The organism is Bittarella massiliensis (ex Durand et al. 2017), assembly GCF_017566145.1.
Lineage (GTDB): Bacteria > Bacillota > Clostridia > Oscillospirales > Ruminococcaceae > Bittarella > Bittarella massiliensis_A.
Genome location: NZ_JABFCL010000197.1, coordinates 1 through 224, shown reverse-complemented (window position 1 = coordinate 224; position 224 = coordinate 1). Strand labels below are relative to the sequence as shown.

At 46.0% G+C, this 224-nt stretch carries 1 protein-coding gene; it reads left to right on the top strand.

Annotated elements, in window-relative coordinates:
* Nucleotides 1-224, top strand: a 224-nt coding sequence (locus HJY11_RS14010) for a hypothetical protein (protein ID WP_438820443.1), incomplete at both ends; no start/stop codon positions are given.

The window sequence follows — 224 nt, the reverse complement described above, 5'->3', positions numbered from 1 at the left end:
GCAGCTTTTTCTGGAGGTGCTCAAGCGCCCGGATGTGGAGGAATACATGGGGGGAATTCAGAATGCCATGGCACAGGAGGATTCCGAGGTTGTCCATTATGCGGCATCCTATATCACGGATACTATCGCAAAATATAAAGAGACGGAAAAACGTCTCCGGTCAATCTATGAAAACAGCAAAGAGACCGATACGCTCCTTTTGTATCTTCAGTTCTGTGATAATA